Below are 24,725 nucleotides of genomic sequence, written 5' to 3'. Positions count from 1 at the left end.
GCGCTTAGGCTCCCGGTCCAAATCGGTCTTCCCAGCGCAGGAAGGGCACGGCAATCGATGCGATCAGACTGTCGGACAATTTGCCGACGATGGCGAAGATGATGATTGCGGCGAGAATCTGATCTGGTTTACCGAGCTGTTGGCCATCTACAAGCAGATAGCCCAAACCTTCTGAAGCGCCCATGAATTCGGCGGCGACGACGAACATCCAGCCAAGTCCCAGGCCAGAGCGCAGCGCGATAACATAGCTTGGCAGCACGGCGGGCAATAGAATACGTCGGATCAGTTCAAAGCCGCTCAACCGAAAGATGCGGCCAACTTCAACAATCTTCCTATCAACCGATAACACCGCCCCGCTAACCCCCAGGTAAACCGGAAAGAAGACACCCACTGCAATGAGGGCAATCTTCGATTCTTCGAAAATTCCAAGCCATAGAATGAACAGAGGCACCCAGGCGATGGAAGGAATGGCGCGCAGAGCTTGTAATGAGGGATCAAAAAGGCGGCGCATGAGCAGGGAATAACCGGTCAACGCTCCAAACAATGTCCCCACGATAGTGCCAACCACAAAACCTGAGAACACTCGCAACGTCGTCGCGATGATATGCGTGGTGAGATCCCCACTTTGCCATAGATTCCACAAGGTCATCATGATGCGCGAAGGAGGCGGCATCAGCCGTCCGACTATGAGGCCCGTTTGCACGCTTGCCTCCCAAAAGAGCGCCAGCACAAGCGGAACAAGCATGCCAAGCCAGACGGATTTGAGGCGTGATTTGACAATGGGGGCGGCGCTGGCCTTCTCGTGCACAATCTCGGGTAAACTGATTTCCGTTGCACTCATCGACCAGTCTTGTCCGTTATTGGCTGGCGGTCGCGAAACTGGCATCAATCAGTTTGTCAGTGGTCGCCTTGACGTCGACGTCAGAAGCGATGACACCAGCTTTCTGCAAGGCGAGGCCTGCCGAAGCGATTGTATCGCTTTGTTCACTTCCGATGCGTGAATGACTGATGTCAGTTCGTTCAATCTGTTTGGTTATGACGCTTTCCGGCAGTTTGGTTGCTTCGATCAGTACAGCCTTCAATTCGTCCGGATGGGCAATTGCTTCGGCGCGAGCCTTTTCATAGGCGGCGATCACGCGATTGACGATCGCGGGATGCTCGGCAGCAAAGCTCTCGCTTGTGTTAAGAACGCCCCATGTATTATTTTCGGGCTTGCGGTAGAAAAGCTTTGCACCATCTTCCACTTCTGCTGCGGCCATGAGCGGATCGAGCCCAGCCCAAGCGTCCACGTCACCACGCTGTAATGCCAGCCTGCCGTCAGCATGCTGAAGGAGCACGAGTGTAACGTCCTTTTCGGTGAGACCTGCGTCGGCTAAGGCACGTTCGAGAAAAATATGCGGGTCCGTGCCCCGCGTTACCGCGATGCGCTTGCCCTTCAAATCGCTGACGCCGTTGATGCCAGTGTTGGGCCGCGTGACGAGAGCCGTCCACTCAGGGCGTGAATAAACGTAAACGGACTTCACGGGGTTACCATTGATCCGTCCAAGAAGCGCTGCAGCGCCGGCAGTTGAGCCAAAATCTATGGAGCCGGCATTTAAAAATTCCAGCGCTTTATTGGAACCGGCAGACTGAACCCAGCGAATCTTGATCCCGTCCTTTTCGAACTCCTTTTCAAGGATACCCTGCTTCTTAAGCAGAAGGCCAACCGGATTATATGTGGCCCAATCTATTCGCAGTTCGGAAATCTCTGCTGCGTGAACAATTGTAGAAATCGCGAAAAAGATGATGCCAGTTAGACTGAAGATGAGCGATCGGACCGTGGTCATGGGAATTGTCCTCTTGGATAGCTGGCGGCACAACGCGACCACTGGCGGCATTCAACGGGAAAAGAGAACAATAGAGAGACCACTCGCTGCCAAGAAGAAATGATTTGCTAATTTTATCTGCAAGCCGAGCCGAAATTACTTATTGATAATCTCGATGCGAAGCGACCATGCCTAAGTGCGATTTGACAGCCCATCAGAGCCGCTGTGCGTTGGTCAGCATGGCGCGCATTAATACCTTCTCAATCTGCCTGCATAAAATCCGCCACGCTGTAGCAATGACTCGCCTGATAGGCGTTTCTTCCCCGGTTCATGTGCGTCAGGTTGAAGGTCCGAATGCCGCGCAACACGCGGCTGTCCATCAGAAATTTGCGGATCGAGATTGAGCTGCGCACGTTGATGCCAAAAATGTCTGCACCACGCGGGAAGAAATAACTGACGTCCTCTGGCATCGCGACGCTTTGCTCGAGAAAGGGTTCATCCACCCGGCTCGGCGTGGCTGAACGATCCGTAGTGAAATCCGAAAGATGCACGATGAATCTGGCGCGGATATCTTCGTCTTGTGCATAGAGTGTGAAAAGCTCCATCCAGCTCGCATTGACGCGGATGAGCGGCTTGTCCGATGTCGACGGCAGACAGGAAACCGACCAGTAGTGGCGTTCGGTCTTGCGGGGAATGGGAATGCAGCTTGGACCATATAGCCCGAGAATCTCCAGCACTTCCGCTGCTTGCGGGCGATTACGTAACTTCTCAAATCGAGCGACATATTTAAAACGCTGTTCCAGGGACTCCAAGCGGTCGCCGGTATCCGGCAAGTCGATCTTGCCCTCTATCCAATCGCGCTGCTGCTCCAAATCAAGGAATTGCCGCACACCGGTAATTTTCGGGCGAGAGGGCGCTACCATGTCAGAAGCCCTGCGAAATTTGTGTGCTCGTCATCGTCAGACTCCTGCTTTTTCGCTTAGGCGTTTGTGAGTCTAAGCATCGCGCCCCATGCGCCTCCAAACAATGCCTCACGGATGAAAAATTTGAAATGCCCGCTTGGCCACGTCCGCGTGCATTCCTCAGCAAGGCACGTTCTTGTCTCAAATCTTCCAAAAATTACTTCCTTTGGCGAAGGATCTGGGCTGCTACCCGGTATCAATAAAACCTGCATCGCTGTATCGGTGGATACTACCCTTGGTCAGGCCATAAATTCATTAGGCACCGCTGATCTGGTGAAATCCCCTCAGACAGATACTGAGAGATCAGGTCATGCCAAAGTCTTGGCGCCGCCGGCTTCGCGCATTGCCGCAGGCAGGGTTTCCCATGCGCGGATCAACTCTCCGATTGAAGCAGCTTCCATCTTGCGCATGACGTTGCTGCGGTGCAGCTTGACCGTCACTTCGCTGATGCCCAGATCGAACGCGATCTGCTTGTTGAGGCGTCCGCGCGCCACTTCATGCAGTACTTCGCGCTCGCGCTGTGTTAGTGTTTCGAGATGTTCGATATTGCGGTTGGCGACCGATGCCTCAGCCCGTCGTTCAGCATCCATTGCTATTCCCGCAAGCACGGCATCGAGCAGCGTTTGGTCTCGCACCGGTTTGGTAAGAAAGTCCACAGCACCTGCCTTCATCGCCTGAACAGTCATCGGGATATCACCATGCCCGGTCAGGAAGATAATCGGCTTGGGGTTACCGTTTTCCGCCAGATGACGTTGCAGATGGAGTCCACTTGTACCCGGCATACGTACATCGAGGATCAAGCAGCCTGGGCTTTGCAGGATATTGGCCTCGAGCAATTCGCGGGTTGACGCAAAGCTGACAGGCTGGAAACCGGCCGAAAGGATCAGCTCTGACAGAGCCTCCCGAACGGAAGCGTCGTCATCCACAATCATGACGAGCGGCTGATCGTCTTCAGTCTTCCGCTGCGGTAATGGCGGTGTCGATTTCTGCAGCAACGGTTGGTCGACTCTCATGTTACCCCTCCATCTTTTGATTGCGTAAAGCATCAGCAATAGCAGCGAGCAGGGCTTGAGCATCGAAGGGTTTGCGGAAACATCCGCTAAAGCCTTGAGCGCGTCCTTGGTCTGCTATCTCGTGGCGGCCCGTGATCAGGAATACCGGCAGATCCGGACGTAACTTCCTCACCAGTTCACGAAGTTCAAAGCCATCGATGCCAGGCATGCCGATGTCTGTGATAAGCACATCCATATCCGATAGACCGTTGACGAGCAGCGATTCTGCCGATGGAAAACCGCAAGATGCGTAGCCCGCGGATTCCAGAAGATCGCCCACCGATTCAAGCAATCTCGGATCGTCATCAACGATTGCCACGACATGTCTTGTGATATTCATCTTCAATTTCCTCCCCCTCGTCGCGAGTGGGTAATCGGTATTTCTAATCTTTCTGCAATACGCACCAGATCGGCGAGCGACGCCGCTGCCATCTTCTGCATCACGTTTCGCCTGTGGATTTGCAGTGTAACTTCGCTGATCCCCAGTTCAGCGGCAGCTTGCTTATTGAGAAGACCGCTCACGACAAGAGGCAACACCTCACGCTCTCGCGGCGTCAGTTCGACGTAACGTTGTCTCAATTCGCCGAGTTCAGAGCGTTCCGATCTTTTTTGCCGATCCCGTGCGATTGCCGCGTGGATTGCCAACATGAGGTCCGCATCGCTGAAGGGTTTGGTCAGAAAGTCCACAGCGCCGTGTTTGATGGCCTGGACGGATGACGGTATATCGCCATGCCCTGTTATGAACACGATCGGCGGGTGGTCATGGGTCCCGATCTGCGTCTGCAACTCGAGACCGTTGATGTCTGGTAGTTGGACATCGAGGATGAGACAGGCTGAGATATCGGGTTTTTCTGCATTGATATACTCGCCCGCCGATCCGAACACCTCGGCGCGCATGCCGTGTGAGGCCAGCAGCTCGCACAACGCTTCTTGAATGCGCTTGTCATCATCAACAATGAAGACAATGTGTTCTTCTGTCGTCATGATGCCGCCTTCATTTCGATCGGCAACGTGAAGATAAACGTCGCTCCATGCGGTTCATTGTTTTCCGCCCACAACCGTCCACCGTGGGATTCTATGATCGAACGGCAGATTGAGAGTCCCATGCCCATGCCGTGGTCTTTCGTGGTGAAGAACGGCTCGAATATCCTATCAGGAAACGCGATACCCGGTCCGTAATCGCTAATTTCCGTTCGAACTACGTCACCTAAGTATCGCACCCGCATCCTAAGAACACGGTCGCCTGTGGCAGAATCCATCGCGTCCATGCCGTTGCGCATCAGGTTGATCAGCACTTGCTGTATTTGAATGCGATCAAGTGCAACAGGCGGAAGATTCCTTTCGACATCGACATTGACGCGGATGCGGCGCCGGACAGCCTCTTCGGTCAAGAGTTCGCGTGCTTCGGCAACGACACTGTCGAGCGTTGTAATGGTTCTCGTCTCCACGGATTGCTTGAACAAGGCGCGGATGCGGCTCACGACGTCGGCAGCCGAGTTGGCGTCGCGAATAATGCGCTCGACCGTTTTATTTGCGCGCTCGAGATTTGGGGGCTCAGCAGTAAGCCAGCGCTGGCATGCGTGCGAGTTTGCCACGACGGCCGCCAGTGGCTGGTTCACCTCATGTGCGATCGAAGCAGAGAGCTCGGCAAGGCTCGCCGCCTGGCTCGCGCGCGCCAAACTCTCTTGCGCCAAACGCAGTTCTCCCTGCGCGCGAACCTCGCCATCAATATCCAGGCAAATGACGTTCCATTGCACGATGTTGCCCTCAGAGTCGCGCATGGGAGCTGCACGTGTCTCTACCCAACGATATTCGCCATTGAAGTGCCGCAGGCGATGCCTGCGTGCGTAAGGCTCGCCGGTCGACAGGCATTGGGCGTACTGTTCCTTGACCCCGGCGAGATCGTCCGGATGGACACCGGCGTCAAGTGTACCGTCCAGCCGTGACTTTATCGCACCGTCCAGCTCTTCAAGCTCATAGCCGAGGAATTCACGGAGCTGCTGACTGCGATAGACTGGCTCGCCATTTGGCGCAGCGCAATCGATCATTGCCGGCAGCGTTTCCACGAGTTGCCAGAGAAAACGTTCTCTTTCTCGCAAGGCTTCCTGCGCCTGCATCTCGTCTTCGATGTCGATTGAAGCAATGTACCATTGCACGATCGAGCCATCCGCATCGCGCAGTGGTTGCGCCCGCGCTTCTATCCAGCGATAACTGCCATCTTTCAAGCGCCGGCGAAAACGGTTCACGAAAGGCTGGCCGGTTGCAAAGCCATTCTTTGCCCTTTTGAACATTGTTGGAAAGTCTTCAGGATGTGCCACGTCTCGGGCCAACGCGTCGAAGTCCTGTATCTGCTCCGCCGGCGATCCAACCTGGTCCTGATATCGTTGGCTGGCATAGGTCATCCTGCCAGAAGGTGCAAAGCTCAGAACATTGAAAGGCACGGCGTCTATCATCTGTTCCAGCTGCTGCTTGCTGCTCCGAAGCTCTTCTTCGGCCTGCAATTGATCTTCAATGTCGTGCGAAAGGCCGTACCACTGAAGGATCCGGCCGCCCTCATCACGCAATGGTTCTGCACTGCCTTCGACCCAACGGTAAACGCCATCGGCGCGGCGTAGACGAAACCTCTTGAAGAACCGTTCGCCGGTGGCAAGGGATCGGTTGAGTTTTTCCAAAAGGCCGGCTGCGTCTTCAGGATGGATTGCGGCCTTCAGGATTGCGGCCAACTGGCTCGCAACTGGCTTGTCTTTATATGCGGCGTCGACGCCGAGAAAACGTATCAGGCGCTTGTTGAAAAAGGTCGGTTCGCCTATCGGGTTTAATCGCCAGAGTAAGCTCGGAACCATGTCAACAAGTTGTGAGAGTTCCCGTTCCCGGTCGCGCAATGCTTCCTGTGCGCGCATCTCATCATCTATGTCGATAGAGATTGCATACCATTGAATGATAGCTCCGCTTTGATCTCGAAGCGGCTCCCCGCGTCCATCAACCCAGCGGTATGCACCGTCCGCACGACGCATTCGATACTTCATGGAATAAGGCTCGCCGCTGGCCAGCGAATGGCGGATCGCCCTTGTGAGAAGATCCGAGTCTTCGGGGTGAACAAGGGTCTGCATTGCCGCGGCCAAGCGGCTCGTTCCCGCCCCACCCAATTGTGCAACGTCGTTCAAACCAAAGAAATCGAGCAAGCGCTTGTTAAAGTAGGTCGGCTCGCCTTCCGGGGTCAAACGTCTGATCTGAACCGGGACCATATCGACGAGCTGTGAAAGCTCCCGCTCGCGGCCACGCAGCGCCGCTACGGTTTTTTTGTGAACATCATTATCAAGGGCTATGCCATACCATCCCGTGATACGACCTTGTTTATCGCGCGATGGCCGCGCCGCAGTTCGAGCCCAGACATAGTTGCCACTCGCGCGCCGGAAACGAAACTCCACGTTGAAATGATCACCGGTCTCTAGGCAATGGCGCCATGTGGCGGCGATCTGGTCGTAATCGTCCGGATGAAGCAGACGCTTCCAGGCCGTATGCCCATCCTTCAACGAGGCGTTCAGATCGTCGAGTGTCACTCCAAGGGAATTCTGCGCAAACGGATGTAGATATATCCACCTGCCGGTCGCATCGAATGCCCAGCCATTGCCAAATATACTCTCAACGACGCCTGCCGACCGAATTGGCCCTTCTTCGCTTTCGTCCACAAGGTCTGGCACCGTCGTAACCAGCGGCTCTCTATCTGTCGCCAGATCGTCGATGTCGACACTTACACTATACCCTGGCTCCGAACGGGTCTCGGTCCACCGATAACTGCCTTCGGCATCGAGTTGTCGATGTCTCGTGATTTGAGGGACGCCCGTCCAGAAGGCACGCGCGTCTGCATGGGCTGCAGTTGTGCGGTCATCCGGATGGATAAGGATCAGTGAATGCGGAACATCTGGAGCTGCTTTTTCTTTGAGAGCAGCACTTGTCACATCAGCAAATCGCTCTTTAGCGGTGGATGAAATATCACCGTCAATCACTGTGCCATACCATGCTATGACTTGGCCGTGGTCATCGCGCAGCGGTTGCCCCGAGCTTCGACTCCACCCATAAGCACCACTCGCGCGTAACACCCGGTGCTCAACATTGTAATGTTCACCAGACTGTAGGCATCGATGCCATGTGGCGATGGCGCTGTCATAATCATCTGGATGGATTATCCGCTTCCAAACAGAAACGCTTTGTTCGGTAGGAGACCTGAGTTCCTCCAACGTCACACCGAGGACAAGCAGCGCCGCTGGACTCATATAAATGAATTTGCCCGCGGCGTCGGTTGCCCATGCGTTACCAACCACGCTTTCGATGATCTGCGCCGCCTGTAGTGCTTCGGATTCACTTTCGTCAGGTGAGTTCAACGCTATCGTCATTGCTTTCTCCTGCCGGACGAGGAAATCCTGCGAACTGTCTGCGCTTGGTGCAATACATATCCTTGTATCTGGCTGGCGAACTAACTGCCTCATCCTAGTCCCGCCTTGCGTCAACCGCACCCTATGGAAATCCATGAGACGGGATGAGTTATAACCAAGTCTTCGGGATAAGTTGCCCAGACCAAGTGCGACGTTGCAGTAATGGCAGGCTAACGCATTCGTTACATCCTCGCCATGATCTTGTGGCGGAAGTCTTCGCTACTCTAAGCCAAGATTAATCCGGCAAGCTCCACAGCGGCAGACCACGGGGCCAAATGTCTCGTAGCCTAGACTTCAGCATGGGTCGACTAAACCTGATGACTAGTGCGTTATGCCCTCTGCACAATAGTATGATTTTCTCTCTCCAGTCACTGTTGGAAGCGATCGAAAGATCTGAAAGATTCACAACAATGAGAGATGATAATGGCTCAGCGCATCAACTATGAACGGCCACCAGAGCTTCTCATTAAATTCGAGGACGCGCGCCTCGGCAAGATTGGATGTCAGGACTGGTTGCATCAAACCCAGCACACTGAACCAGCGTAATAAATACAGCGAGAAAGCAGATGGGGATGGGTCAATAAACATCTCTCAGCTACCAACCAATTCGAGGATAAATCAAATGTTCCGGACCATCCTGATTTCGGCGGCCGTCATGATCGCCGCCAATGCACCGACCTTTGCCGGCGATGCTGACAAGGAGTCGAAAGTGACGCTCGTATTTGATCACGAACTACCCAATGCTCCCGGAATGAGCATGAAAGGTGTCTTGGTCGAGTATGGACCGGGCGGCACATCCGCAGCTCATACGCATCCCAATTCGGCATTCATTTATGCGACCGTTCTGGAAGGTGCCATAAAAAGTCAGGTTAATGATGGACCCGTCAAGGTCTACAGCGCCGGGGAAAGTTTTGCCGAAAATCCCGGCGATCGCCATGGTCTCAGCGAAAATGCAAGCCAATCCAAGCCTGCAAGACTATTGGCGGTATTTGTCGTCGATACGAAGGAGCAGGACCTCGTACTGCCTTATCGCTAATAAAGACGCGAAGCGGCAGTTGGCCAATTCAAGGTCGCTGTGACGATCCTGGTGGCATGCTCTTCTTTGCTGAATCAATAGAATCTGACGACGGTTCTGAAGGCACGTCCAGACCTGGCCAACCATCTTTCTACATCGCACGAGCTGAGATGTTGAAATCAACGGAGACCGTATTCCGGGCGTTTGACAGCGCCTGAATACCGCATCTGTCATTTTCGCGAGGTGGGCGAGGCCAAATTCAATCGAAAAGGGAGCAAATGATGAAAGTGACAGTTGTGGGAGCAAGCGGACTTATTGGAGCCCTGCTTGTTGGAAAGCTTCGTCGGCAGGGTTTGGAAGTGATCCAAGCTTCGCGTTCGTTTGGAATTAACACCATCACAGGTGACGGCCTCAATGCAGCGATGGCCGGTGCGGACATTGTCATTGATGTTACGAACTCCGCATCATTCGGCGACAGTTCCGCATTGGAATTTTTCAAAGTGTCCACTGAGAATTTGYTGGCTGCGTCTGTCAATGCTGGTCATTATCTCGCGCTTTCTGTGGTGGGAACACCTCGCCTCGTCGAGAGCGATTATTTTCGCGCGAAAATGGTACAGGAAAACCTCATCAGAGCCGCAAGGAGGCCCTACACGCTCCTGCATTCCACGCAATTTTTTGAGTTTATCAGCGGCATAATTGACCAGGGTGCGGATGGAGATGTTTTGAGATTGCCCTCCGCATCTGTCCGGCCCATTGCAGCTGCGGATGTGGTCGAAATTTTGGCCGAATTGGCGATCGGAACGCCGAAGAATTCCACCGTGGAGATCGGCGGGCCAGAACAATTTGGGCTCGATGAAATCGCGCTTACGAATCTCGCAATCAATGAAGATACACGTCAAGTGATTAGCGACGATAGAGCGACTTACTATGGCGTGAAGCTGAACGATGACACGTTGCTCCCGCTGAAAGGGGCGCGTTTAGCGTCGATGCACTACGTCGACTGGTTGTATCGCTCCATGGCCAATTAGACGGCGCATCAGCTTTTGTTGCCCTGGCATTGAGCAGTCTTCTTCTTCAACCGTTTTCAACAATCAACGTGAAAGGACGCACGACATGGGTCTCCTGAAAACCAAAGACGGCACGGATATCTCTTACAAGGATTGGGGATCGGGGCAACCGATCGTCTTCCATCACGGGTGGCCACTCTCAAGTGACGATTGGGATGCGCAAATGCTCTATTTTTTGGGCAAAGGTTATCGCGTGATTGCACATGATCGGCGTGGCCACGGGCGATCCAGCCAAACCTCAACCGGACACGATATGGATACCTATGCTGCGGATTTTGCGGAGCTCGCTGCGGCGCTTGACGTGCGCAATGCAATTCACATTGGTCATTCGACCGGTGGTGGTGAAGCTGCTCGCTATGTCGCACAGTATGGCAGGGACCGTGTAGCAAAATTAGTTTTGATAGGCGCCGTGCCTCCGATCATGGTAAAAACCGCTGCGAACCCCGCTGGTCTGCCAATCGAAGTTCTGGATAGCTTGCGCTCCCAATTGGCAGCCAACCGCTCGGAATTCTACTGGAACTTTCCTATTCCATTCTACGGTTTCAACCGCGAAGGAGCGGCGGTATCCGAGGCCGTGCGCGTGAACTGGTGGCGGCAAAGTATGATGGGCGGCGCCAAGGCACAGTATGACTGTATCAAAGCCTTCTCGGAAACAGATTTTACGGAAGACCTGAAGCGCATTGATGTGCCAACGCTTGTGATGCATGGGGACGACGACCAGATCGTGCCAATTGCCGATTCTGCGCTTCTGTCCATCAAGCTGCTCAAGAACGGCTCGCTGAAGATCTATGAAAACTACCCGCATGGCATGTGTACGACTCAGGCGGACATAGTCAATGCCGATCTCCTCGACTTTATCAGAAGTTAAGCCCGGATGGCTGATCGGCCGCCGGGTCTCTGGACCCGGCCGTCCAGCTGGCCAAACAAAGGAACAAAGAAAATGAAAATCGTTGTCATTGGAGGCAATGGCCTCATCGGTGCAAAACTGGTTGGCAGGTTGAAGGATCGTGGCCATGACGTCATCGCTGCCTCACCGCGAACCGGCGTCAATGCGGTAACGGGCGAAGGGTTGGACGAGGCGTTAAAGGGCGCAAACGTTGTTATTGACGTCTCCAACGCTCCCTCCTTCGAAGACCAGGCGGCAATGGAATTCTTTCAGAACTCGGCCCGCAATATAGCGGCTATTGAGATAGCGGAAGGCATTCATCACCACATAGCACTGTCGGTCGTCGGCACAGACCGCCTGCAGGAGAGCGGATACTTTCGAGCCAAGCTTGTTCAGGAAACTCTCATTAAATCCGCCGGTGTTCCGTACACCATCGTTCGGGCAACCCAATTTTTCGAGTTCCTTGATTCGATTATTTCTTTTAGTTTTGTCGAAAACGCGATCCGCTTGCCGGCGGCTGCTTTCCAGCCAATCGCAGCCGGGGATGTGGCCGCCGCCTTGGAAGAGGTCGTTCTTGGCGAACCTGTAAATGGTACTGTGGAAATCGCCGGCCCAGATCGCGGCACGCTCACTGGTATTGTTGAATCTTACCTTCGCGCAACTGGCGACACCCGATCGATCATGACCGATCCAAATGCACCATATTTCGGGGTGTCGATCGATGAACTGTCTCTGGTTCCCGGACAGGGCGCAAGACTGCAGCCGACCACTCTGCAGCAATGGCTGCAGAAATCCTCCCACTGATCACGGAAAGAACTGATCTATGAAAATCTCTCTTCTGTCTACCCTGATTGCCCTTGGATCGACTTTTACTTCTTCGGCGTTCGCTACGGAAAGCAAGCCGACCATTGTTCTCGTGCATGGTGCATTTGCTGATGCGTCCAGTTGGAATGGCGTGATAACCCGCCTCGAGAAAGATGGCTATCCTGTCGTCGCTGTGGCTAATCCACTGCGTAGCGTTAAAACTGATGCCGCTTACGTGACAAATATCATCACCTCGTTGAAGACGCCTGTTGTGCTTGTGGGCCATTCATATGGCGGAACCATCATCAGCCAAGCGGCAGAAACTGCAGGTAATGTAAGGTCGCTGGTTTATGTGTCGGCTTTTGCGCCCGATTTGGGTGAGACGGCAGCGAGCCTGTCCGGCAAGTTCCCGGGCGGTACACTGGGAACTGCGCTTGGCGCCGCCGTCAAATTGGAAGGTGGTACAGCAGATCTTTATATCCAACGCGACAAGTTTCACGATCAGTTCGCGGCGGATGTCCCTGAAGCTGAAACTCGTCTTATGGCGGCAACTCAGCGCCCTGTAACCGACGCTGCTTTGAATGAACCTGTAACCAGCGCCGCTTGGAAGAAGCTTCCCAGCTTCTTCATTTATGGTGATGCCGACAAGAATATTCCAGCGAAAGCGATCGTCTGGATGGCGGAGCGCGCCAATTCAAGGGAAACCATCGTCATTAAAGGTGGGTCTCACGTTGTAATGATTTCACATCCAGACGCTGTAACCAAACTCATCGAACATGCAGCGCAGTAAGCATTAATACGCTTTGGCTGGTCAGCATTGTATCTGGCTGGCTGAAGCAAGTTTGGCAAAGAACAAACGCCGCTTGTCCAAAAGGGCCGACGGGCTCATTTGGTTATTCAGAGAACCTTTTGGCTTCATCAGAAATGAAGTCACATAATAATCGAACCCGAGTGGGCACCGTGCTGCGGAAAGCATGGATTGCGCTAAAAGGCTGCGATGGCAAAGGCTCGTTAGTAAGAAGCTGGATCAAGCTCCCTTTGCGCAGATCATCAGCAACGACAAACCGCATGAGATGCGCCACGCCCATTCCTTCAAGAGCGCTAACACGCAGCGCGTAACCCGAGTCACAATCGATACGCCCATGCGTGACGATGCTTTCTCCGTTTGAGAAGAGTATGGAATGAGGCCTGCCCGCGATTGCATATCGCGCAAATGGCAGTTTGCCGAGATCCAGGATTGTCAGCGGTGTTCCCCATTCAGCTATAAATGAGGGCGATGCCACGAGCACCATGTCGATATCCGCCAGACGCCGTATCATGAGATCACCCTCAGCCATGTGGCCGACCCGAAAGACGACATCGTAGTCCTCCCTCACAAGATCGACGTAGCGGTCGGTAATACCAACATCCAGGTGAAGCCGAGGATAGCGTTTGGCAAATCCCGTCACGACCGATGACATCAGGAAATGAGCAACCTCGCTTGGCAGGCTCACCCGCAACCGTCCCGTTGGTTCTGTGGCAGCCTGCAGGACTTCAGCGGAGGCGTCGATTTCCTTTAGAAGAGGCGCAACGCGTTCAAAAAAAGCCTGTCCGTCTGGCGTGAGTTGCAATGCTCGTGTCGACCTTAAGAACAATCTGGCACCAACGTGTTTTTCAAGCCGAGCAACAGCCTTTGACACCACAGATGGTGTCGTCTTGAGATCGCGCGCTGCTGCCGTGAAGGAACCCGCCTCAACTGTACGAACAAACGATAGCAATCCGGTCGCTTCGTTAATCAGCGTGGCCATTCATACCTCCAGGGAAAATGTCATGTTCGTCATCATCGGCTAATAGCGAAAGCATCTTGAGATTATTTCAGCTTCAATCAACAAGGAGAACTGAAAATGCGAAATCTCTCGGACAAAGTTGTCGTGATCACAGGTGGCAACAGCGGTATCGGCAAGGCCGCTGCCCAGCTTTTTGCAAAGGAGGGAGCACAGGTTGTCATCACTGGCCGCCGTCAGGATGCACTGGATTCCGTAGTGAAAGAAATAGGCTCAAACGCTATGGGTATTTGCGGTGATGTCGCTGACATTGCCCATCACAATGCGGTTGCAGATGAAGTCCAACGCAAATTCGGCCGCTTGGATGTGTACATGGCAAATGCCGGTTACATTCATCTGACCGCGACAGACGCTGTTTCGGTGGAAGAATATGATCGGCATTTCGCTATCAATACACGCGGGGTCTTTTTCGGTGTTCAGGCGATAGCGCCATTGCTTGGGGCGGGGAGCAATATCATCCTGACCAGTTCGATGGCGGCAACAAAAGTGCTTGATAACCACGCGGTCTACGCGGGTTCGAAAGCCGCTATAGCGGCGTTTGCGCGCAACTGGGCACTTGAGTTTAAGGCGCAGGGAATTCGCGTCAATGTTCTGAGCCCAGGACCGATTGAGACGCCTATTTTGTCGAAACTTGGTGTAGCCGAGACTGAGCAGCCACGCTTTCTTGAAATGATGGCCCGCATGATTCCTGCTGGCCGGCTGGGCAGGGCAGAAGAGGTTGCCCAGGCCGCGCTTTTTCTGGCCTCTGCATCCGGCAGCTTTGTGAATGGGGTTGAGCTCATCGTCGATGGCGGCATGGCTCTGACCTGAGCCCTGCAACCTGAATGAGTTGACCTATACCGTAGTATGGCTCGACCTATCACTCGACCCCAATAGACTGCAAACACTCCTCAACTTAGCGTTGTCGATACCGTGTTTAGGCGGCAGTCAGTCAGCAGGAGACAAACATGAACTTGGAAAACACTTCACACCTCAGTAGCCCTGGGCACGACGAATTGGTTCCGTCGCGCTATGCGCTAAAGATTGGCGAGATTGAAGTACTGGTAGTCAGCGATGGGGTGCTACCGCTCCCAACGGTGATGATGGGACACAATGCCGACCCAGCAGTCCGGGCAAACTGGATGAAGGACATGTTCCTGCCGCCGGATGCTTTCGACTGGCCACTAAATGCAGTGGTGGTGCGTAGCGGCAAGCAGACCATCCTCCTAGACGCCGGTCTGGGTCTGGATCCGGACTTGCACTTGCCACGGGCCGGACAACTGATCAAGCGGCTGGAGGCCGCCGAAATTGATCTTGCCTCCGTGACCGACATAGTGCTTACCCATTTGCACATGGACCACATCGGCGGGCTTCTCGTCGAAGGTGTGAAGGAACGGCTGCGTCCCGACCTGAGAATCCACGTGGCTGCCGCCGAGGTCAAGTTCTGGGAAGCGCCTGATTTCACTCACACCAACATGCCGCAAGGATTCCCGGAGGCGATTCGCGCGACTTCCAAGCAGTTCTTGAACGAGTACCGCAGCCTGTTACGACTGTTCGATGAGGAGTACGAAGTGGCGCCGGGGGTGATCGCCCGTCGCACGGGTGGGCATACGCCCGGACACTGCGTGATCCGCGTGGCGTCCGGCGGCGAAGGGTTGACCTTTGCTGGCGACGCGGTGTTCCCAGTCGGTTTCGACCAACCGGATTGGCATAACGGCTTCGAACACGACCCCGAGGAAGCGGCTCGCGTCCGGATCGGTCTTTTGCGGGAGCTAGCAGCGAGTGGCGAGTTGCTGGTTGCCACCCACCTGCCGTTCCCCTCAATCGGCCGGGTGGCGATCGCCGGCGAAGCCTTTCGCTGGGTACCGGTCTTCTGGGATTACTGATCTCTTGGTGGGTTAGGGTCGCGGTAACGCGGTCCTAACCTCTTTCTTGATCGTGGAAGTCCCCTTCGAACGTTGATTTCATAGACATCAACCTGCTTCGGCTCATCTTTATGTTGTCCGAATCTAATCTCCATGGAGTGTCGTGATGCGCTTAACCGCAGCATTCGTTTTTATTTCCGCTGCTCTGCTCTCCGGACCTGTTATTGCTGACAGTGCCCAGCAAGCGAAATCATTCCTCGCAACACCTGGCGAAGCATTAGCGGGCATTTCCGACGGTAAGGCAGATGTTAATGGCGTGACTTATCATTACCTGCTTGCAAAGGGAGGGCCGCAGACTGTTGTACTCTTGCACGGGTGGGGCACAACTTCATTCATGTGGCGTTTCGTCATGCCGCAACTCGTTGCTCGGGGCTACACGGTGCTCGCGCCGGACCTGCGCGGCCTTGGTGACACCGCCAAGCCCGCAACCGGCTATGAGAAGGCAACAATAGCAGGAGACATTTATCAGCTCGTCAAGCTGCTCAAGCTCGGTTCAACTGTCAATCTTGTCGGCCACGATATGGGTGGTATGGTTGTATATGCTTATGCGGCTCAGCATCCCACTGAAGTTACGACCTTAACTATAATTGACGTTCCGCTGCCGGGTATTGAACCATGGAACGAATTGGTCGAGAGCCCACGCACTTGGCATTTTCGGTTTCACGCGGTGCCCGACTTGCCAGAGATGCTGATTGCCGGTCGAGAGTTGGAATATCTTAAATGGTTCCACAACGCCGAAGGGGTTAACTCGCACGCATTCGACAACGAGGCTGATGAAATATATGGCCGTTCATATGCCCAACCGGGAGCGTTGCGCGCCGGGTTCGAATATTATCGCGCTTTTCCCCGGGATGTCGAAGCAAACAAAGCCTTCTCACAGCGCAAGTTGACCATGCCTGTGCTGGGAATAAGCGGCGTCGGCGGGCTAGGCTCGATGTACGGACGTCACCTTCAGCACGTTGCTGACAATGTGAGATCAATAGTCGTTGAAGGCTCAGGGCACTGGGTTCCAGAAGAGCAGCCAGCGGCGGTTATGGAAGCGCTCTTGAATTTCCTACCTTCCGCCGATTGATCCTCGTGAGGTCCAGTTACACAACTGCAAGTTCTTCGATGCTTCCGGTATTGAGATGTGGAAAGATGTCGTTTCTGCAGCAGAGACCGGCGCGAAATCGACCCGCTCAATGATCGCTGCGAAAGGCCGCGCCTCAAGATTGGGTGAACGATCACTCGGCCATATCGATCCCGGTGCTGCGTCAGGAGTAATCATTCTGCGCATGATGAGAGTATATTTCTGAAGATATCCGACGAGTAACGCTGTCGAGGACAGCCGTAATGCGTCCCTCCATCAGCATCAGAGTCCAGGTTCAAGCATCTGGCGGCAGGCGAGAATTAGCGTGCGTTTGTCTGAGTGCATCTGCGTTATTATACGTGTTCACGTATAACTTGCTTTTAGACGCCGTCGCGTATATTGCTGCTCTAAACGCACTCGCGTATATTGACAGTTTATACGTTGCCGCGTATATTGGTGATTGGAGGCCACCATGAACGAACAGATCGCCCGCACAGAAAAACAACTCGGCGCCATCCTGCGCCGCGCCCGCAAACAGGCGCACTTGAGCCAAGGCGCGCTTGGCGAACAAATTCATATGCGGCAGGGTACGGTCTCGCGCCTTGAAGCCGGGGAGCCGGCCGTCCAGTTGCGCACTCTGATGGAAGCTCTTTCAGCTCTCAATCTGGAACTGGTCATTCGCCCACGCAGTCAGGGCAGCGCCGCCGACATCGAGGACTTGTTCTGATGGTAAGAAGACGGGCGCACCTACCCCTCAACGTTTTCCTGAACAGCCGTCATGTTGGCGTGCTGCGCCGCGAGGCTACCGGTGCAATCGACTTCCAGTACGGACACGGCTGGCTGGATTGGCGCGGCACATTCCCGGTGTCACTATCACTGCCTTTGCGCGAGGACCGCTATATCGGCACCCCGGTTATCAATGTGTTCGACAACCTGCTGCCTGACAATGACGCAATTCGCAACCGGGTCGCCGAGCGCGTCGGAGCGGAAGGAACTGACGCCTTCAGCCTGCTAACCGCTCTGGGCCAGGACTGCGTGGGCGCTCTGCAATTCCTGCCCGACGGCACTGATCCGGGCACTGTCGGCGATACCGGCGGCAAGCCGGTCAGCGACGACGAGGTCGCGGACATCATCAAGAATCTCGCCGCCGCGCCGCTCGGTATGGGCGAAGACGAAGATTTTCGAATCTCAATTGCCGGGGCACAGGAAAAAACCGCCCTGCTGCGCAAGGACGGCCAGTGGTTTAAACCCACAGGCACCACCGCCACCACCCATATTCTCAAACCGCAGATCGGTCAGCTTCCCAATGGCATCGATCTCTCCAACAGCGTCGAGAATGAATATCTCTGTCTGAAGCTGCTGCAAGCAATGGGTGTCCCCACCGCCAATGTCGAGATCACGGATTTCGGGGAGCGCCGTACACTAATCGTAGAACGTTTCGACCGTCTTTGGACGAAGGACGGAAGATTGCTTCGTCTGCCGCAAGAGGACACTTGCCAGGCGCTGTCGATCCCGCCTACCAGAAAATATCAGTCCGACGGCGGCCCTGGAATGCGGGAAATCACCAATCTGCTGAAGGGCAGTGACACACCCGAGGCCGATATCGCGACATTCATGCGCGCTTGCGTCCTGTTTTGGCTGCTCGGTGCGACCGACGGTCACGCTAAAAACTTCAGCATCTTCCTTAGCCCCGGCGGACGCTTCCGAATGACACCCCTCTACGATGTGCTGACCGCACAGCCGAGCCTTGATGATGGCCAGATATCCCGCAAGAAATTCAAACTTGCAATGTCGGTTGGCAGAAACCGCCACTATGCCATCCACGACATCGTACCCCGTCACTTCATGCAGTCGGCAGACCTTTCCGGTGTCGGCACGCCGGTGATGAAGGCGATCTTTGAAGACATCGCAGCGAACGCCGAACAGCAGGCAGAGGCCGCTATCGCAGCGCTGCCCAACGGTTTTCCTGATCAGCTCGTGACGTCGACCATGGCTGCTATCAGCCAACGCGTCCGGGTCGTCGCCGATTCACTTTCGCCAGCGTCTCATGCCTGAAGCAAGAAATTATCTGCATGGCCGTTCTTCTCGCTGCTTCGGGGCCGGGACCGGACGGGCAACTTTTGGAGAGCAACGCCGGGGAAACTGACATACTTGAATGCGTTCCGACCTGTCACTTGCGGTTCGAATCTCCGATGCTCCGTGGGTTCGGCGTACGAATCGACAGAGATCAGAAGCCGACCGCAATGCCTCGGTTGGCATAGAAGCGATCGAACGTGGCGAGCGGTAGCATGACATCGGCCTGACTGGCGCGGTCATGGCCGGAGGGATTGTGAAAGCGAATGCTCTCCTGCGAGGCAGCTGTCACCAGCACGAGATGACCGCCCTTTGATAAGGGCTCGCGCTCCGGCCAACGAATAGTGCTGTTGACCGAGGCGATGAAGAACCGATGTTCGGCGAGGATCGCGGGAATCCCGGCTGCCGGTATATCTGTCCTGATAACTGCCGAAAGATTGAACCGCTCGCGAACGAAATCGACGAATGGTGCGTAGATCAGACCTTTGATCGAGGCATCGATCTCATTGACGACGTAGCCGCCATAATCGGTACAGCCACGCGCGAGCGAGAGGATCGGGTGCGTCTCGTTACGGGTGGCAAGGATCATTTTCAGGCAAGCCATGCCGCAAATGTTGACTGCCCACCGCGCATACTCCTCCACTGTTTTTGCGCCAGAATTTTGCCAAAGTGGATCACGAAGCAATGCCGACGTCCCTTCCGACACGACAGCCAACGTCATTTCCGGTGTTTCCCACTGGCTGAAATAGGGCACGTCAAGGTTTCGGTAATCCATGTCTTTTCCATCCAGCACTGTTGATGCAGCAAGCATTAGGATCGCCGCTGAAACGCGGTTCGTTCAATTGTCGTTTTCGGAGTGCCATACATCCCGTTTTACGATTTTAGAAATTACGTGTTCTGAGCTCGGCAATATTCGTACTCTTCGCCGAGGAAAATAATCAGTTCCTGAGGTCCGCATATTGCTTGCTTTAGAATTACGACCATGTGTTCAAACCGGATGCGAGCGCATTGAGCTGATAACAGAAAATCTGTCTAATCATCTTCCATCGGCTCGAGCACGCATTCTTGGATAGGAGCCAACAGCTCCCACACACGTTCGTCCTTATCACCTGTAAGTTTGGCTGTTCCACCAAGTGCTAGCGGTGTCGCCCGTTGCAGGACGACGTGACCGAAACCATTATTTCCTTGGTCTAAGTCTTTTTCGACACCAAGATTTGTTTCTGACCATCTCAACTTTAAATACTCAGTGTCCTCATGTTTTTCCACGTTCCACGAGACCGAAATTTTTCCCTTTGATTGACCGAGTACACCATATTTGGCGGAGTTTGTGCCAAGTTCGTGAATAGCCATTCCGATATGTAAAACCGCATGGGGTGCAAGTTGAATCGGGACGCCGGATATAGCGATCATTCCTTCATGTCCGAATGGCTTCAGCTGTTCGTGAATGAGCGCTGCAATGTCTCCTCCCTTCCATTCAGCGGCTACGAGCAGATCGTGCGAGCTGGCAAGAGATGCGATGCGATCATTGATTTGCAGCTGAAAATCATCGACATTTTCGGCTCTTTTCGCTGTTTCGCGAATAATGGACAGGATGACGGCATATTGGTTCTTAACCCGGTGGTTCACCTCGCGAAGGAGCAGCCGTATACGGCGCTCATTGTCTCTTGCTGCCGTTATATCGCGAGCAATTTTTGAAGCGCCGACAATCCGGCCATGTTCGTCTTTGATTGGCGAAACTGTGATGGATACGGGAATGAGCGAGCCATCTTTTCTCACTCTTAAGGTCTCGAAACTTTCTACAATCTCGCCAGCACGAACGCGCGCGATAATCACATCTTCCTCATTCTGATGGCTTTCCGGAATCAGGGTACGAATGTTTTTTCCAATAATTTCCTCTGCCGCATAACCAAAGAAACGCTCGGCTGCACGATTCCATGTCGTGATAATACCGTTCAGATCTTTGCTTATGATTGCGTCAAAGGAGCTATCCACGATTGCCGCCAATCGGGACGCGACCAAAGGGGTGTTCGCCTCATCTAGAATGTGCAAGTTGGTGTTACCTTCGACAGAAATCCGATTGTCCACGCCAAGTCTGTAAACTTGTCTGGCTGGGTGCTGATTATTCTATCGTTACCATTTCAAACGAAACTGGCAAGGTTAAACAGCGGCACTCTTCCTATCAAATTGGGATTGAATAATGATAGTCTCGCGGCGCTCATTTGCCGCCCGGTGGATCGATGGCATGTGGCGCGGAGCGCGCGGGTAGAGGGCGCTCAACTGGAGTGAACCAGAAAATCACGGCCAACATCAGGATGGCAACGGCAAACGCGAGATACCACATCTGTGTACGCATGAAATACCTCCCATTAGACTAAAACCTTGGAGAGATTCATTGGTTCCAGCACATTTCGGCAAGGAACGAAATCCAAGCAGCAAACGTTGTGACGACAGTACCAATCAAAAGGGAGATCGCCGTGAAAACACTTGCTGAACTGTTCGAACACACGCTCAAGGATGTCTATTACGCCGAGAATGCCATCGTAAAAGCGCTGCCAAAAGTATCCAAAACCGTCAAGAATACGGAGCTAAAAAAGGCGGTCGACCATCATCTGGAAGAGACAAAAGGGCAGATTGAAACCCTCAGGAAAGTCTTCAAAACAATCAATGTAAAACCCGAGGGCGAAAAGTGCGATGCCACGGATGGTCTTTTGAAAGAGACCGACGGTCTGATGGCTGAGGCGCAAGGCGTCGCGCTGGATGCTGGTGTCCTCGCAGCCTGCCAGGCCGTCGAGCATTATGAGATCGCCCGTTACGGCTCATTGCGTGAATGGGCCAAGGTTCTCGGAAATGAGAAGGCGCATGTGCTCCTGAGCGAGATACTGGATCAGGAGAAAGCAGCAAATAACAAGTTGACGAATTTGGCAGTGACTGCGGTCAACAAATAGTTTCAGGAATGAGGATCTCAACAGCGGCCGCTCCGGCCGCTGTTTAAATTTAATGCCTTTGGAGAGGTTCATTCCCGTCCTGTTTTGATTTCGATGTTATCGAACTCAACGTCCACTTTTTCAGCGTAACGTTTCCCATTAATCTTGTCGTGGCGCATAAAAGTTGGGGGTTTGATCGATACGCTTAAAGTATAACGCCCATCACCCGGCACTTTGATATTTCGACCGTAATGATACAGCCCCGGATGCCAGACAAAAGGTATTTCATAAGGGCCAATCTTTTTTCCGCCTTCTGGGGAAAGCGTCACTGAAATTCCCAGATACGGTATAAATCGCCTGTCGCCCGCATCGCTGACAGATATCTCGATATGACAGTTCTCATCTGTGGGTTCGGTCCAATGTAGTTTGCCCTGTTTATCAAGCATGTACATGCCTTCGGCCCGCTCCTGCGCATAGGCAACGATATAATCTCCGGCCCGTTTCTGACCTCCGCTATCTGCAACTTCCTTTGCCATATATTGAAGAGAACGGTGATAGGCTTCACCCTCCTTCTTGGCCATCTGGATTTGTTTGACGTCTGCTTCGTCGCTCGGACGTTCGGATGGTGTGGAATGTTTCATGTGCTGCACTCCCATTTTCTTTTCAGAAACGGAACGGCAAATTTATTGTTCCCTTCTGTTTGTGGATAGAGGCCTTTAGGTGTAACGCTCCAGCAGACGCATCAGCCCTGTTTCGGCAGCGCTTAAACCTTTGCGAAGAGGCGCGCGCAACAGGGACATCGTAAGCTCGTCGCGATTAAAAGCGGCTGTTACAAGCGGGTGGACATAACTCGACCGTGTGACTGCGGGTGTGTTGCGCAGAAAAGTGCTCACATCCCGCATTGCCGATGCAATTGCCCGTTTTTTTTCCGCATCGGTTCCGGCATCAATTCCGGCTAGAAAGGCGAGCGCGCGCGCCGAACCATGAAATGTGCGGAAGTCCTTTGCACTGACTTTAGAGCCGGAAATTTCTCGCAGATAATTATTGAGCTCCGTTGCTCGCAATGCATGCCAACCCCGTGCCGTCTTGTATTGAAAGAGCCGCCCGCGCTGCGAAAAGGTCTGCAGGCTTTTGACGAGCCCTTTGTCCCGCACGACGATTTCGTTCTTTTTTCTGGATTTTCCTGCAAATACAAAATGCGCAACATTGTCTTCGATTTTAAGATCGCCCTTTCTAAGCGTTGCAATGCCGCGACCACCGTCCTTTGCATATTTCTCATGCCCGGCTCGGAAGGCCTTCCGGTCGATCAGCTTAATGGCGAGAGCGGTAATCGATTTCTTTGGGTCTTTGTGGGCAATGGCCCGTGATGTGCGTTTGCGAATGTGCGGCAATGCTTTTCCGAACGCCAGCAGACGCAGGGTCTTGATCGCGTCGCGCACGTGGCTCCATTTGTGATGATAGATATATTGCCGTCGCCCGAGCTCATCCTGTCCGACAGCCTGAATATGACCATTTTCATCGTCACAGCATTGAACGGTGGTCCATGCGGGCGGGATAACCAAGGCATCAAAGCGCTTTTTGAGTTTTGCGCTGACTGCACGCCCATCGCTCTGGACGTACCGGGTCTCTTTTGAAGACGACTGGCGGCATATTCCGAAGGTGTCAGGATCGACGATTTTCAATCCCAATGCTCTTGCTGCGTCCCGGTATTCTTGCTGCATGTGTACCTGAAAAGATGAGGATGATTGTTTGAGGTATTGGCCCGCAAGGTGCACTGCACAGGTTGCGTCCGGCGATTAACGATCGGCTTTGGTTGTCTCAGGCTCATTCTCATCGAACCATTCGGTTACGAATGTTAGGCTGATTAATCCTATGGGCTTGCTCTTTGAATCTCTGATGCTGATGGATGCAATGCCGCGACCAGCTTCGGGAATCTCGTCCCGGGCGATATCCAGAAGAATGCGTGAGGCCTGTTTGGTGACGTCCTCGCGCGATTTCATCTCCACTCCATCTTCATCGATGAACCGCCCGTCGCCGTTGTGAAGATCAAAATAATACCGGCTCATTGTTTTCCTCCTTTCGGAACAGAAGTCACGATTGCGAATTTAGTTCCCTGAAGCCCTGGTCACGATGAAGATGCAGGACATTTGCGGAGCGCTATTTTGATCGAATCCCTACTGTTGAATCTGCAAAGCCATGACGTTGTCACGCAGGCCGAAAAAGATCTCTTGCGGTCGCTTGTGAAGCGCGAAAAGCATTTTGCAGTGGATGAGGACCTTGTCTCGGAAGGAAGCCGCCCGATGTTCAGCACATTGCTGCTGGATGGATTTGCCGCGCGATACAAGATACTTGATGATGGCAGAAGACAGATTACTTCGCTGCACATTGCCGGTGACTTTGTCGATCTGCACGCCTTTCCATTGAAAATCATGGATCATGGAATTGTTGCATTGACGCCGTGTCACGTTGCATTGGTGGAACACGATGATCTTAAACGCATCACAGAAACATCACCCCATCTGACGCGCCTGTTTTGGCTGGATACCCTGATTGACGGAGCCATCCATCGGGAATGGATTGTCGCTATGGGAAGAAAGAGCAAAAAGGCACATATAGCCCAATTGCTGTGTGAACTTTTTGTCCGCCTTCAGGTTGTGTTGCGAACGGACGGGCAGAGTTTCCATTTCCCTTTGACGCAAGTCGAACTTGCAGATGTTGTCGGGATCTCGGTCGTTCATTTGAACAAGTCAATTCAGTCCTTGAGAAAAGAACATCTCCTGACATGGACCAATCACACTGTTACGATCTTGGATTGGGATCGTCTTGCTCAATTCGCGGAATTTGATCCTCTGTATCTCAATCTTTCAGTTGAGCCACGATAGGTTAGTACGGAACCATGTGATGGTTA

The 24,725-nt window shown here is 53.6% G+C and carries 27 protein-coding genes; 13 read left to right on the top strand and 14 right to left on the bottom strand.

Annotation, left to right across the window (positions count from 1 at the left end):
* Positions 1–4: 4 nt before the first annotated feature.
* From AB4Y96_RS12755 to AB4Y96_RS12725, 7 genes are all read right to left on the bottom strand, one after another.
* A complete protein-coding gene (locus tag AB4Y96_RS12755; protein WP_091884392.1) occupies positions 5–841 on the bottom strand; it encodes an ABC transporter permease in 837 nt (278 codons plus the stop codon).
* 16 nt (positions 842–857) lie between these two features.
* A complete protein-coding gene (locus AB4Y96_RS12750) occupies positions 858–1,826 on the bottom strand; it encodes an aliphatic sulfonate ABC transporter substrate-binding protein (protein ID WP_091884393.1) in 969 nt (322 codons plus the stop codon).
* Positions 1,827–2,065: 239 nt separating this feature from the next.
* Positions 2,066–2,728, bottom strand: a complete 663-nt coding sequence (locus AB4Y96_RS12745; RefSeq protein WP_441917765.1) for a hypothetical protein — start codon at positions 2,726–2,728, stop codon at positions 2,066–2,068.
* Between the two features lie 347 nt (positions 2,729–3,075).
* Positions 3,076–3,780, bottom strand: coding sequence for a response regulator transcription factor (locus AB4Y96_RS12740; protein WP_441917764.1), 705 nt, complete (start codon positions 3,778–3,780; stop codon positions 3,076–3,078).
* A gap of 1 nt (position 3,781) precedes the next feature.
* On the bottom strand, positions 3,782–4,159 hold the full coding sequence (locus AB4Y96_RS12735) for a response regulator (protein WP_091884401.1): 378 nt from the start codon (positions 4,157–4,159) through the stop codon (positions 3,782–3,784).
* 2 nt (positions 4,160–4,161) lie between these two features.
* Positions 4,162–4,803 carry a response regulator transcription factor gene (locus tag AB4Y96_RS12730; RefSeq protein WP_441917761.1) on the bottom strand — a complete coding sequence of 214 codons (642 nt, stop codon included), beginning with the start codon at positions 4,801–4,803 and terminating at the stop codon, positions 4,162–4,164.
* Positions 4,800–8,213, bottom strand: coding sequence for a PAS domain-containing protein (locus tag AB4Y96_RS12725; protein WP_441917760.1), 3,414 nt, complete (start codon positions 8,211–8,213; stop codon positions 4,800–4,802). Before AB4Y96_RS12725 ends, AB4Y96_RS12730 begins: the two co-directional genes overlap by 4 nt.
* 661 nt (positions 8,214–8,874) lie before the next feature.
* Here AB4Y96_RS12725 and AB4Y96_RS12720 point away from each other — a divergent pair.
* The 5 genes from AB4Y96_RS12720 (at position 8,875) to AB4Y96_RS12700 (ending at position 12,814) form a co-directional block, all read left to right on the top strand.
* The gene (locus tag AB4Y96_RS12720; protein ID WP_441917758.1) at positions 8,875–9,288 is read left to right on the top strand and encodes a cupin domain-containing protein; all 414 of its coding nucleotides are present in this window, start codon (positions 8,875–8,877) and stop codon (positions 9,286–9,288) included.
* A 260-nt stretch (positions 9,289–9,548) separates the two neighbouring features.
* Positions 9,549–10,295 (top strand): SDR family oxidoreductase, encoded by a 747-nt coding sequence (locus AB4Y96_RS12715; protein ID WP_441917819.1) that lies wholly within the window; start codon positions 9,549–9,551, stop codon positions 10,293–10,295.
* Between the two features lie 85 nt (positions 10,296–10,380).
* Positions 10,381–11,202: an alpha/beta fold hydrolase gene (locus AB4Y96_RS12710; RefSeq protein WP_441917756.1), complete on the top strand. Its 822-nt coding sequence runs from the start codon at positions 10,381–10,383 to the stop codon at positions 11,200–11,202.
* Between the two features lie 72 nt (positions 11,203–11,274).
* On the top strand, positions 11,275–12,024 hold the full coding sequence (locus AB4Y96_RS12705; protein ID WP_441917754.1) for an SDR family oxidoreductase: 750 nt from the start codon (positions 11,275–11,277) through the stop codon (positions 12,022–12,024).
* Between the two features lie 19 nt (positions 12,025–12,043).
* Positions 12,044–12,814, top strand: coding sequence for an alpha/beta fold hydrolase (locus AB4Y96_RS12700; protein WP_441917753.1), 771 nt, complete (start codon positions 12,044–12,046; stop codon positions 12,812–12,814).
* Positions 12,815–12,917: 103 nt separating this feature from the next.
* Here AB4Y96_RS12700 and AB4Y96_RS12695 read toward each other — a convergent pair whose 3' ends face one another.
* On the bottom strand, positions 12,918–13,811 hold the full coding sequence (locus tag AB4Y96_RS12695; RefSeq protein WP_441917751.1) for a LysR substrate-binding domain-containing protein: 894 nt from the start codon (positions 13,809–13,811) through the stop codon (positions 12,918–12,920).
* 96 nt (positions 13,812–13,907) lie between these two features.
* Between AB4Y96_RS12695 and AB4Y96_RS12690 the strand changes: the two genes are divergently transcribed.
* The 6 genes from AB4Y96_RS12690 to AB4Y96_RS12665 all read left to right on the top strand — a co-directional run bounded on the left by AB4Y96_RS12690 (position 13,908) and on the right by AB4Y96_RS12665 (position 18,875).
* A complete protein-coding gene (locus AB4Y96_RS12690; RefSeq protein ID WP_441917749.1) occupies positions 13,908–14,657 on the top strand; it encodes an SDR family NAD(P)-dependent oxidoreductase in 750 nt (249 codons plus the stop codon).
* A gap of 137 nt (positions 14,658–14,794) precedes the next feature.
* Complete coding sequence (locus tag AB4Y96_RS12685) at positions 14,795–15,712, top strand: MBL fold metallo-hydrolase (RefSeq protein ID WP_091884424.1); 918 nt, start codon at positions 14,795–14,797, stop codon at positions 15,710–15,712.
* 145 nt (positions 15,713–15,857) lie between these two features.
* The gene (locus AB4Y96_RS12680) at positions 15,858–16,823 is read left to right on the top strand and encodes an alpha/beta fold hydrolase (protein WP_091884425.1); all 966 of its coding nucleotides are present in this window, start codon (positions 15,858–15,860) and stop codon (positions 16,821–16,823) included.
* Positions 16,819–17,046, top strand: a complete 228-nt coding sequence (locus AB4Y96_RS12675; RefSeq protein WP_441917817.1) for a dihydroxyacetone kinase family protein — start codon at positions 16,819–16,821, stop codon at positions 17,044–17,046. Before AB4Y96_RS12680 ends, AB4Y96_RS12675 begins: the two co-directional genes overlap by 5 nt.
* A 246-nt stretch (positions 17,047–17,292) precedes the next feature.
* The gene (locus AB4Y96_RS12670; RefSeq protein WP_441917747.1) at positions 17,293–17,547 is read left to right on the top strand and encodes a helix-turn-helix domain-containing protein; all 255 of its coding nucleotides are present in this window, start codon (positions 17,293–17,295) and stop codon (positions 17,545–17,547) included.
* The gene (locus AB4Y96_RS12665; RefSeq protein ID WP_441917746.1) at positions 17,547–18,875 is read left to right on the top strand and encodes a type II toxin-antitoxin system HipA family toxin; all 1,329 of its coding nucleotides are present in this window, start codon (positions 17,547–17,549) and stop codon (positions 18,873–18,875) included. Before AB4Y96_RS12670 ends, AB4Y96_RS12665 begins: the two co-directional genes overlap by 1 nt.
* 172 nt (positions 18,876–19,047) lie before the next feature.
* Here AB4Y96_RS12665 and AB4Y96_RS12660 read toward each other — a convergent pair whose 3' ends face one another.
* The 3 genes from AB4Y96_RS12660 to AB4Y96_RS12650 form a co-directional block, all read right to left on the bottom strand.
* Positions 19,048–19,668: a C39 family peptidase gene (locus AB4Y96_RS12660; protein ID WP_441917744.1), complete on the bottom strand. Its 621-nt coding sequence runs from the start codon at positions 19,666–19,668 to the stop codon at positions 19,048–19,050.
* 257 nt (positions 19,669–19,925) lie between these two features.
* Entirely contained in the window at positions 19,926–20,978 is a 1,053-nt protein-coding gene (locus AB4Y96_RS12655) for a PAS domain S-box protein (RefSeq protein WP_441917742.1), read from the bottom strand.
* 130 nt (positions 20,979–21,108) lie between these two features.
* Positions 21,109–21,246 carry a hypothetical protein gene (locus AB4Y96_RS12650; RefSeq protein WP_175540699.1) on the bottom strand — a complete coding sequence of 46 codons (138 nt, stop codon included), beginning with the start codon at positions 21,244–21,246 and terminating at the stop codon, positions 21,109–21,111.
* Between the two features lie 121 nt (positions 21,247–21,367).
* Between AB4Y96_RS12650 and AB4Y96_RS12645 the strand changes: the two genes are divergently transcribed.
* Positions 21,368–21,838 (top strand): YciE/YciF ferroxidase family protein, encoded by a 471-nt coding sequence (locus AB4Y96_RS12645; RefSeq protein ID WP_091884435.1) that lies wholly within the window; start codon positions 21,368–21,370, stop codon positions 21,836–21,838.
* Between the two features lie 68 nt (positions 21,839–21,906).
* Here the strand turns inward: AB4Y96_RS12645 and AB4Y96_RS12640 are convergent, their stop codons facing one another.
* From AB4Y96_RS12640 to AB4Y96_RS12630, 3 genes are all read right to left on the bottom strand, one after another.
* On the bottom strand, positions 21,907–22,458 hold the full coding sequence (locus tag AB4Y96_RS12640; RefSeq protein WP_441917741.1) for an iron transporter: 552 nt from the start codon (positions 22,456–22,458) through the stop codon (positions 21,907–21,909).
* Positions 22,459–22,533: 75 nt separating this feature from the next.
* On the bottom strand, positions 22,534–23,499 hold the full coding sequence (locus tag AB4Y96_RS12635) for a DNA topoisomerase IB (RefSeq protein ID WP_441917739.1): 966 nt from the start codon (positions 23,497–23,499) through the stop codon (positions 22,534–22,536).
* Positions 23,500–23,613: 114 nt separating this feature from the next.
* Positions 23,614–23,883, bottom strand: coding sequence for a DUF6894 family protein (locus AB4Y96_RS12630; protein ID WP_091884442.1), 270 nt, complete (start codon positions 23,881–23,883; stop codon positions 23,614–23,616).
* Positions 23,884–23,979: 96 nt separating this feature from the next.
* On the opposite strand from AB4Y96_RS12630, the gene AB4Y96_RS12625 reads away from it, so the two are divergent.
* On the top strand, positions 23,980–24,699 hold the full coding sequence (locus AB4Y96_RS12625) for a Crp/Fnr family transcriptional regulator (protein ID WP_091884445.1): 720 nt from the start codon (positions 23,980–23,982) through the stop codon (positions 24,697–24,699).
* Positions 24,700–24,725 lie beyond the last annotated feature (26 nt).

Source organism: Phyllobacterium sp. TAF24 (assembly GCF_052113785.1).
Lineage (GTDB): Bacteria > Pseudomonadota > Alphaproteobacteria > Rhizobiales > Rhizobiaceae > Phyllobacterium.
This window is presented reverse-complemented; position numbering and strand designations above follow the sequence as displayed.